Source organism: Candidatus Palauibacter sp. (assembly GCF_965197445.1).
Lineage (GTDB): Bacteria > Gemmatimonadota > Gemmatimonadetes > Palauibacterales > Palauibacteraceae > Palauibacter.
Genome location: NZ_CBDANE010000005.1, coordinates 1,465,039 through 1,475,156 on the forward strand (window position 1 = coordinate 1,465,039; position 10,118 = coordinate 1,475,156).

The window sequence follows — 10,118 nt, forward strand, 5'->3', positions numbered from 1 at the left end:
CTCTTGCAAAACGCCCGGAGGTCGTGATGGTCGTGAAATCCCCCGCCGTCGCACCGGGCACCGAGCAGAGGATCTTCGACGCGGCGCTCGCGGTCTTCGCCCGCAAGGGCCGGGACGGCGCACGGCTCCAGGAGATCGCGGATCGGGCGGTGATCAATCGCGCCCTGCTGCACTACTACTTCCGCACCAAGGAGCAGCTTTACGAGGCCGTGTTCGCGCACGGCTGCCGCCAGTTCATGACCGGACTGAGCCAGTCGCTGCAGGAAGAGCAGGGGTTCGAGGACAGTCTGCGCGCGTTCGTCTACGGTTACATCGACTACATCTACGAACATCAGGACATGGCTCGCCTCATGCTGAACGAGTGTCTGTGCGGTGGCGGGGCGCTCGAGAGACACCTGACGGCCGCGCTCGAGGCGCGCGAGGGGGTACCCGGGCTGCTGCTCGAGGAGCGGCTGCGGGGGGCGATCGCCGCGGGGGAGATCCGGGAGGTGGACCTCCGGCATACGCTGCTCACCATCGTCTCGGCGTGCCTGTTCCCGTTCGTCGCCCTGCCGACGGTTCGTCTGTTCCACTCACAGGCCGTGCAGGACTTCGATCGCTTCGTCCACGAGCGGAAGTCGCATATCGTCGATCTTCTGCTGGGGGGCCTTCGCCCGTCGGAGGTTCGCGCCCGAACAGAGTCACCGGCATGATCGGCCCGAGGGGACTGCGGCCTGGTGGCGCGCTGCTTCTCGTCGCGCTGGCGGGCGCCTGCACGTTCGCGCCCCGACCGCGGACTCCCGTCCAGGTGGCCGAGATGCCGGAGGTCTACGATGTCGAGGCGTCGCGCGCGGACGGCGATGCGGGAGGCTGGTGGCAGGCATTCGCCGATCCGACGCTGGACCGCCTGATCGACACCGCCCTGACCGAGAACTTCGACCTGCGGGAGGCGATCGCACGGCTTGAGGAACTGCGGCACCGCTACCGGATCGCACGAGCGCCGCTCTTCCCGGCGCTGAGCCTCAACGGCGATGCGAACCGGTCGAGTACGCCGGCCAATACCGGCCTCGGCTCACAGTTCGGCGACGGAGACGGCGATGGAGCGGGGATCCCCGGGCTCGCGTTCTCCTTCCCCGACCGGTTCGAGTTCACCACCTACTCGGCCTCGCTCGGTTTCTCGTACGAACTCGATTTCTGGGGTCGTCTCCGAAACGAGTCGGGGGCGGCGGTCCGGGACTTCCTGGCCTCGCGGGGGGACGCCGAGACGGTGCGCCTCACTGTCATCGCCTCGACCATCTCGACGTATCTCGAGATCGTCTCTGCGCGCGCCCAGCTCGCCGTCGCCGAGGACAACGTAGATCTGCTGCGGGAACGGGCGGAACTGACTCAAGAGCGGTATCAGTCCGGTCTCACGAACACATTCGAGCTCTACGCGATCCGCCAGCAGTACCGGACCGCCGAGTCGAATCTGCCGGGTCTGCGGACGGCCGTCGACGATGCGGAGGGTCGCCTGGCCCTGATCCTGGGACGATACGCGGGAACCATCGAGGACCTGTTGCCCGCGGACCTCGCGCCGGCGGTCGACACGACGCCGATTCCCGCCGGGCTCCCTGCGTCGCTGCTCGCGGAACGGCCCGATGTGATGGCCGCGCTCGAGCGCGTCGAAGCGGCTCGACTCCGGGTGGGGGCGCGGCGGGCGGAGCTGCTGCCCACGATCTCTCTCAACGGTTCGGGCGGCTTCCAGTCGAGCGAAGTGACCAATCTGCTGTACGTGGACCAGTGGTTCACGAACCTGATCGGCGGGATCGTCGCGCCGATCTTCCAGGGCGGCCGGCTGCGGGCCAACCTCGGCGTCGCGTGGGCGCAGTACGACCAGTCCCTCATCGCCTACGCGCGCACGGTGCTCGGTGCCTACCGGGAAGTGCGGACGAGCCTCCGGCAGTTCGAGAACGAGCGGGAGCGCCATGCCCAGGTTGTGGAGCAGGTCGCGGATGCCCGCGCCTCGCTCGAAAACCAGCTCCAGCGATACCGGAGCGGGGTCGGGAACTACGTCGAATACCTGGACGCGCGGGTCAACCTGAACGGGGCGGAGACGACGCTGGCCCTCGCCGAACGGGGCATGGGCGAAGCGCGCCTCGCCGTCCACCGCGCGCTGGGTGGTGCGTGGGTAGCGCAGGACATCGAACCAGGGGGCGCGCTGATGCCCCCGGATCAGAGATAGGGCGGAACGATGGAAGACGTAACGCGGGAGATGCCGCTCCAGCCTGGCGGCGCGGGGGCACCGACCCCCCGGCCGGGACCCTGGAAGCGGCTGGGGCAGGGGGCGATCGTCATCGGGGTGGGTGTCGCAGCGTTCGTGCTGCTGTTCGGCATGCGCGCCGAGCCGGCGGAGGTGGATCCGCCGCGTGTGATTCCGACGGTGAGCACGGTCCCCGCGCGGGTGACCCAGGGTGCGATCACGGTGCGAGGCGGCGGCACGGTCCGTCCCAGCGCCGAGGTCACGATCGCGCCACAGGTCGGCGGCCGCGTGGTCTGGGCGTCCCCCGCGCTTGTCAGCGGCGGGCGTTTCCTCGAGGACGAGCCGCTGCTGCGTGTGGATCCGGCGGACTATGAGAACGCGGTAGAGGCGGCCGAAGCGGATGTCGCGCAGCGTGAGGTCGCCCTGCTGGAGGCCGAAGAGAATGCGCGGCTGGCTCTGGACGAATGGAAGCGGCTGGCCGCCCGCGAGAACCTCGACCCAACGCCGCCAAACGCCCTCGTCACGCGGCAGCCGCAACTGGATGCGGCCAAAGCGGCCCTCCGGAGCGCCGCGGCCCGGCTGGAAGACACGCGGCTGGCGCTGCAACGGACATGGATTCGGGCGCCGTTCAACGGGATCGTCCGCGACGAGACGGTCGACCTCGGCCAGTTCGTCTCCGTGGGTCAGGCGATCGGCCACCTGTACGCGACCGACGAGGTGGAGATCGTCGTGCCCATGAGCGACAACGAGGCCGCGTTGATCGAGCGCCTGTGGAGCGCGCGGGCGGGCGAGCCGGAGACCCGGATCCCGGTCGACATCACGTCGGAGTACGGCGGGGCCGACTACCTGTGGTCCGGCTACGTGGATCGCGCGGAAGGGGATCTCGACGAGCAGACACGAACGGTCGACGTCGTGGTCCGTGTGCCGGCCCCCTTCGCACCGATGGAAGATGAGCCCCGTCGGCCTCCCCTCCTGATCGGGAGCTATGCGACGGTCGACATCGAAGGGACGAGCTTCGAACAGTACGCCATTGTTCCGGCGTCTGCCGTGCGCGACGGAGATGTCGTCTGGACGGTGCGGGACGACACGCTGCTCGCCATGACGCCCGTCGAGCCGATCCAGGAAGTGGACGACCTGGCGATGGTGCTCGGAGCCATCGCGGACGGCACTCCGGTCATCGTGTCGAGCCTTGCCTTCGTCACCGATGGCATGACGGTGCTGCCGGTGCAGATTCTCGAGAGTGCGCAACCTCCGGAAGCGGACGTCGGGACCGCGAGCCCCGGGGAAACGGGCACCCCTGAGGGGGTCGGATCATGAGGCGGGCGATCGGATGGATGGCACGGCACGGCGTCGCCGCCAACCTGCTCATGGTATCGATCATCCTGGCGGGCTTCGTCAGCCTCGTGAACCTGCCTCAGGAGACGTTCCCGGAGATCTCCCTGGATACGATCCAGATACAGGTCCAGTACCCGGGAGCCTCTCCCGACGAAGTCGAGCAGGCGATCGTCCGGCGCATCGAAGAGCGCATCTCCGGAATCCAGGGCATCGACCGCGTCATCGGGGCGGCCTCGGAGAACGCGGGCGTCGTGCTTGCCGAACTCTCCCTGGGTACCGACCGGTCGCGGACGCTGGACGAGATCAAGTCGGCGGTGGACCGGATCACGAGTTTCCCGATCGATGCCGAGGAGCCCGAAGTCGTCGCGCTGAGCGCGGAGAGCGGCGTCATGGACATCGCGATCTTCGGGGATGTTCCGGAGCGGACGCTCAAGGAGATCGCGAACCGGGTCAAGGACGACCTGACGTCGCTGCCGACCATCTCGCTCGTACGCGTGTCCGGCGTCCGGCGGTACGAGATCTCGATCGAGGTCTCGAAGCAATCGCTGCGCGCCCATCGGCTGACGCTCGATGAGGTTGCCGCGGCGGTGCGGCGCGGCAGCCTCGATCTGCCCGGCGGCAGCGTCGAGACCGCTCGGGAGGAGATTCTCGTTCACATCAGAGGGCAGAACTACACCCGGGCCGACTTCGCGGACATCATCGTGCGCGCGAATGTCGACGGGTCGATGCTCCGCCTCGAAGACGTGGCCGATATCCGGGACGGCTTTGAACATGCCGACCTCATCAACGCCTACAACGGGAAGCAGACGGCCTTCGTCCAGGTCCTGCGGACAGGGGACGAGCGCGTCCTCGACATCGTGGAGGAAGTCGACCGTTATCTGGCGGAGGAACTCGCCGTGTCGCTGCCGCGCGGCGTCGACTACAGCATCTGGAGCAGCGAGGCCGAGTACCTCCAGAGCCGCATCTCGCTTCTCATAAAGAACGGCCGACTCGGTCTGATCCTCGTCCTCGTAGCGCTGGCGCTCTTCCTCGACCTGCGCCTCGCGTTCTGGACGGCGGTCGGGATCTTCCTCTCCTTCGCGGGCGTGTTCGCGGTGATGGCGGTATTCGACATCTCCATCAACATGATGGCGCTGTTCGGTTTCATCCTCGCCATCGGCATCGTGGTCGACGACGCGATCGTGGTGGGAGAGAACATCTTCGCTGAACGGGAGAAAGGTACGCCGCCGCTTCAGGCGGCCATCAAGGGGACCCGGCGCGTGTCCGTGCCGGTGACGTTCGCCGTGCTCACGACCGTGGCCGCGTTCACTCCGCTCCTTATCGTGCCCGGAAGCATGGGGAAGTTCCTCTACGTGATCCCGGCCATCGTGATCGCCGTGCTCCTGCTCTCGCTCGTCGAGGGACTGTTCATCCTCCCGTACCACCTTTCGCACCTTCCGGACCCGGGTACGGCTCGGCGGAAGGGAGGGCTTCTGGGGCCTGTGTACCGCCTGCAGGCAATCGTCCAGACTCAATTGCGGCGATTCATCGAGGGCCCGCTGGAGCGCTCGGTGCGTTTCGCGGTCCGGCGGCCGGGGCTGGCCATTCTGGGAGCCGTCTCGTCGCTGCTGATCGTGGCGGGCCTGGTGGCCGGCCGCCACATACGCTTCAGCCTCCTGCCCGTGATCGAGGGCGAAGAGGTCGTCGCGTACATCGAAATGACCGAGGGGACGACGAGCGAGCGCACAAGGGAAGTGGCCGGCTATATCGAGCGGGAAGGATACGCGGCGGTCGCGGAGCTCGAGTTGGATACGCCGGAGGACGAGCCGCCGCTGGTCGACGCCGTGTTCACAAGCGTCGGGGAGCGTCCTTCGATGGAGGGAGGGCCAAGCATGGTCACCTCCGCGAGTTTCATCCGGTCGAACATCGCCGAAGTCAGCCTTCGACTGTCCGATCCCGAGGTGAGGAGCGTACCCGCCTCCGAGCTCGAACGTGTCTGGAGAGACCGGGTGGGTCCCGTGGCCGGCGCCCGGGAACTCACGTTCAGCTCGGTACTGATCGATCTCGGGTCGCCGGTGCAGGTTGAACTCTCCCATCCGGACACCGCGATGCTCAGCGCGGCGGTCCCGGAGATCGCCGCCCGTCTGTCACGCATCGCCGGGGTGACGGAGGTCCGTGACGACAGAGGCCAGGGCAAGAGGGAACTGGAACTGGAACTCAAGCCCGCCGCCCGAACGCTCGGGATCACGCTCGATGACCTCGCGCGCCAGGTACGCGGCGCCTTCTTCGGGAACGAGGCCTTTCGGCTTCAGCGAGGCCGCGATGAGGTTCGCGTGTACGTGCGGCTTCCCGAGGTGGAGCGGAACACGCTCGCCGATCTGCAGGACTACCGCATCAGAACGCCGGGGGGAGGCGAAGCGCCGCTGTCGGAGGTGGCTGAACTCTCGTTCGGGATCGCCTCGTCGACGATCAACCGGATCGATGGACGCCGAATCGTCACGGTCACGGCGGATGTGGACGCGGCGGTGATTACGGGTCAGGAAGCGAACACCGCGCTCACGTCTTCGATTCTCCCCGACCTTCAGACCCGATACCCGGGCCTCCGCTACGGATTCGGCGGCGAGCAGAGGCAGCAGACTCTGGCCTTCGAGGGTCTGGCGCGCGGCTTCGGCCTCGCTCTGCTCGCGATCTACGCGCTCCTCGCCATCCCGTTCCGCTCATACCTGCAGCCGCTCGTCATCATGGCGTCGATTCCACTTGGCTTCGTCGGTGCCGCGATCGGGCACATGATCATGGGGCTCGACCTCGGGATGCTGTCGATGTTCGGGATCGTGGGTCTGTCCGGGGTCGTCGTGAACGACTCCCTCGTACTCATGGACTTCATCAACGAGCGGCACCGCTCGGGACTCCCGATGGCGGAGGCGATCGTTCAGGGGGCCAAAGCTCGTTTCCGCCCCATCTTCCTCACGTCGCTGACCACGTTCCTGGGCGTGTCGCCGATCATCATGGAGCGGAGCACGCAGGCGCAGTTCCTCACGCCGATGGCCGTCAGCCTCGGGTTCGGGATCCTGTTCGCCACCGTCATCATCATGATCGCCGTGCCCGCTCTGGCGATGATGAACCATACGCTGACGGTTCGGTTCAAGCGGGCGATCGGCCGCGGCCGCCGGGGGGAATCGGAACTTGGCCTGGCCGCCGGCAGCTTCGATGCGCCGCCGCCGGTCCGCACGTAGGGCGGGATCGGGAGTCGAGACCGGATCCGTGACCCCCGACCACATCTCATGGCAGGAGTTCTACGTTACGCGGGGGGTCCGCGAGGAACTCAAGCGGCAACGTGCCCGGTGCCTGTGGCTGACGGGGCTGCCGGCGTCCGGAAAATCCACCATCGGCAACCTGCTCGAGAAGCGTCTCGCGGCGGAGGGACGACACACCTACCTCCTGGACGGGGACAACCTCCGCCACGGTCTCAACCGGGATCTGGGGTTCACCGAGGCCGCCCGAGTGGAGAACATCCGGAGGGTGGCCGAGGTGGCGCGCCTGATGGTCGACGCGGGCCTGATCGTGATCGTCGCCTTCATCGCTCCGTTTCAATCGGGACGGGACTTCGCCCGCGGCCTGTTCGAAGCCGGCGAGTTCAGGGAGATCTTCGTGGACGCGTCGCCGGCCACCTGCGCGGCGCGTGACCCGAAGGGGCTCTACGCCAGAGCGATGAGGGGCGAAATCAGGAACTTCACCGGCGTCGACGGCCCCTACGAGCGACCCGAACGACCGGACCTGCGTCTGGACACGGAAGAGCTCTCCGCGGAGGAATGCGTCGAACTCATCATCCGCGCCCTGGCGTAGGCCGCGGCTCGCGACGCATAAGGCTTCTGGCCCGGGCGCACGCGGCCAGGTCGTCGTTGGGGGCGCTGGCTTCCGCAGGCAGGCGGTTCTCGAGGGCGAGGAACACGGGAGCGGTCCAGTCGCGCGGGCTCGGGTCGAGCGCGAACCGCCGCTGGCTCACGACTTCGACGGCCCAGACATTGCGCCCTTCGGGCTCGACGAAGACCCCGACCACTTCGCCCTGATCCGCATCGAGGGCCATGTCCTCCGGACGCTCGACGTCGGGCTGGTAGCTGTGGGCGAGCACGAACCCGTTCTCGACGTTCTCACGCTCGATGACGAGCCCTGCGTAGCGGACGGCCTCCACGACCCGCTCCCACAGCGTCTCGTACTGCAGCCGGTAGCAGCGGGTGAGCCCCGTCCCCCGGGCTTGCAGCACGCTACCCGTCGCCAGACACCCGGCCACGACGAAGGCGGATACGGCCCCGGCCCAGCCGGTCCGGGTCAGTCTCCCACCCACACGGTCTTGACGTTCACGAACTCGCGGATCGCGTGGGGGCCGAGTTCCCGTCCGTATCCGGATCGTTTGACGCCGCCGAAGGGGACGCGTGGGTCCGAGGCCGACATCCCGTTGATGAACACGCCGCCGGCCTCGAGGTCACGGACGGCGCGCGCACGCTCGTGGGGGTCGTGGGTCCAGATGGCGGACGAGAGGCCGAACTCGGTCGCGTTGGCGCGATGGATGGCTTCGTCCACATCGGCGACGGGGAAGACGCAGGCAACCGGGCCGAAGATCTCGTCGTCCGTGGCGGGGGAACCGTCGGGCACGTCTGTGAGTACGGTCGGCTCGTAGTACCATCCGGGACGGTCGGGCACCCGGCCGCCCGTTGCCACGTGGGCGCCCACCGCCACGGTGGCATCGACCTGCTCCGCGACTCTGTCCCGAAGATCTCGCCTCGCCAGCGGTCCGACCTCGACTTCGGGATCCCGGGGGTCCCCGACCCGCAAAGCCGACACGCGGTCGATCAGCCGCCTGGAGAACTCGTCTGCGATCGAACTCTGGACGAGCATCCGCTTGGCGGCGATGCAGGACTGGCCGTTGTTCCACATCCGCGCGTCGACCGCGGTGGCGACGGCCCGGTCGAGATCCGCGCTCTCCATGACGATGAAGGGATCGCTGCCGCCGAGTTCGAGTACCGTGGTCTTGATGCGGCGCCCGGCCTCGGCCGCGAGCGCCGACCCGGCCGCGACGGAGCCCGTGAGGGAGGCCGCCTGGACGATCGGGTCGTCGAGGACGCGCGGGATGTCTTCAATCTCGACGAAGACGTTCTGGAATAGACCCTCGGGGAAGCCGGCGCGGGCGAACAGACCGTCGAGGGCGACCGCGCACTGCGGGACATTCGGCGAATGCTTCAGCAGGAAGGCGTTGCCTGCCATCAACGTCGGCACCGCGGACCGCATGGCCTGCCAGAACGGGAAGTTCCACGGCATGATGCCGAGTACGGCGCCCAGAGGATGGTATTCGACCCAGCAGTGCGTCCCCGTGGACTCGAACCGTTCGGGTTCGAGCAGCGCCGGACCGTGCTCGGCGTAGTAGCGGCACACCCAGGCGCATTTCTCGGCCTCGGCGACCGCGCTGGCCAGCGGTTTGCCCATCTCGCGCGTCATGAGCAGGCCGTACGCGGCCTTCCCGCGCTCGACAAGATCCGCGAGCGCGAGGAGCCGTTCCGCCCGCTCGGCGGGCGGGACGCGTTTCCACGTCTCGAAGCCGCGCCGGGCCCGGTCGAGCGCGGCTTCGATTCCGCCGCCATCGAGGGCCGGGAACGAGGCCAGCCGTTCCTCGGTCGCTGGATCTATGCTCACAAACGGCATTCTCGTCCTCCCTCACGGGACGTTACCATTCAGCAAATCGTCCGTTGTCCGCGCCCGGCTCGCAAGCCCGTGGCAGGACCTCCGCCTGGAGTCGCCTGTGACCGAAGCCGACATTGCCCGCGCGCTGCTCTCCGCCCGGGACGAGCGTCGAACGACGCAACCGCCCACGCTTCGCGGGCATGCATTCGGGCTGGATCAGGCCTATCGCGTCGGGGCGCTGCTCGATCGCCGCCTCTGCGCACGCGGCTACCGGCGTGCGGGCTGCAAGGTCGGGTTCACGAACAAGGCGATCTGGCCGCGTTTCGGACTGGAAGAGCCGATCGTGGCCCCTGTCTACGAGCAGACACTGCGGACGGCGGCGCCGACGGCCGAAGTGTCGCTGGAGGGGTTCTGTGCGCCCCGGATCGAGGTGGAGGTCGTGTTCGGCATCGAGCCTTCCGGCCGCGCGGCGGATACGGCCCGGCCCGCCTGGGCGGCGCTCGGTTTCGAGATCGTGGACTGCCACTACCCCGACTGGCACCTCTCGCCTGCGGACTCGGTTGCGGACTTCGGGCTTCACGGAGCTCTCGTCGTCGGCCCCCGCATCGACCGGACCGCGGCCGGTTTCGAACAGCGGTTGGCTCGCCTCGACCGGCTCGAGGTTCGGCTGCTGCAGGACGAACGGTTGTCGGTTCGGGGACGCGCGAGTTCAGTCCTCGGCCATCCCCTCGCGGCTCTGGATGTGGTGCCGCGGCTGCTGCCGCACTTCGACGACACCGGACGATCGCCGTACGGCGGGGTCGTGAGTACGGGAACGATGACCGCGCTCGCACCGCTCGCCCCGGGCGAGCGGTGGCGGGTCGAAGCGGACGGTGGGGATCTTCCCGGCCTCGAACTCGTGTTGACCGATTGA

At 68.0% G+C, this 10,118-nt stretch carries 7 protein-coding genes and 1 pseudogene; 6 read left to right on the forward strand and 2 right to left on the reverse strand.

Annotated features, from left to right (window positions below; all coding sequences use genetic code 11):
* Positions 1-32 precede the first annotated feature (32 nt).
* From ACN9M6_RS13740 to cysC, 5 genes and pseudogenes are all read left to right on the forward strand, one after another.
* Positions 33-692, forward strand: a complete 660-nt coding sequence (locus ACN9M6_RS13740) for a TetR/AcrR family transcriptional regulator (RefSeq protein WP_419163455.1) — start codon at positions 33-35, stop codon at positions 690-692.
* Positions 689-2,200 carry an efflux transporter outer membrane subunit gene (locus ACN9M6_RS13745; RefSeq protein ID WP_419163456.1) on the forward strand — a complete coding sequence of 504 codons (1,512 nt, stop codon included), beginning with the start codon at positions 689-691 and terminating at the stop codon, positions 2,198-2,200. The genes ACN9M6_RS13740 and ACN9M6_RS13745 overlap by 4 nt, the downstream gene beginning before the upstream one ends.
* A gap of 9 nt (positions 2,201-2,209) precedes the next feature.
* A complete protein-coding gene (locus tag ACN9M6_RS13750; protein ID WP_419163457.1) occupies positions 2,210-3,535 on the forward strand; it encodes an efflux RND transporter periplasmic adaptor subunit in 1,326 nt (441 codons plus the stop codon).
* Complete coding sequence (locus tag ACN9M6_RS13755; RefSeq protein WP_419163458.1) at positions 3,532-6,765, forward strand: efflux RND transporter permease subunit; 3,234 nt, start codon at positions 3,532-3,534, stop codon at positions 6,763-6,765. Before ACN9M6_RS13750 ends, ACN9M6_RS13755 begins: the two co-directional genes overlap by 4 nt.
* Positions 6,749-7,375: pseudogene (gene cysC, locus ACN9M6_RS13760) on the forward strand (adenylyl-sulfate kinase); the annotation flags it as partial. The gene ACN9M6_RS13755 and the pseudogene cysC, both read left to right, overlap by 17 nt.
* Here the strand turns inward: cysC and ACN9M6_RS13765 are convergent.
* Together ACN9M6_RS13765 and ACN9M6_RS13770 are read right to left on the reverse strand one after the other, a co-directional pair.
* Positions 7,356-7,874 carry a hypothetical protein gene (locus ACN9M6_RS13765; RefSeq protein WP_419163459.1) on the reverse strand — a complete coding sequence of 173 codons (519 nt, stop codon included), beginning with the start codon at positions 7,872-7,874 and terminating at the stop codon, positions 7,356-7,358. The pseudogene cysC and the gene ACN9M6_RS13765 overlap by 20 nt on opposite strands.
* On the reverse strand, positions 7,859-9,226 hold the full coding sequence (locus ACN9M6_RS13770; protein ID WP_419163460.1) for an NAD-dependent succinate-semialdehyde dehydrogenase: 1,368 nt from the start codon (positions 9,224-9,226) through the stop codon (positions 7,859-7,861). Before ACN9M6_RS13770 ends, ACN9M6_RS13765 begins: the two co-directional genes overlap by 16 nt.
* Positions 9,227-9,323: 97 nt before the next feature.
* Between ACN9M6_RS13770 and ACN9M6_RS13775 the strand changes: the two genes are divergently transcribed.
* Positions 9,324-10,118: a 2-keto-4-pentenoate hydratase gene (locus ACN9M6_RS13775; protein WP_419163461.1), complete on the forward strand. Its 795-nt coding sequence runs from the start codon at positions 9,324-9,326 to the stop codon at positions 10,116-10,118.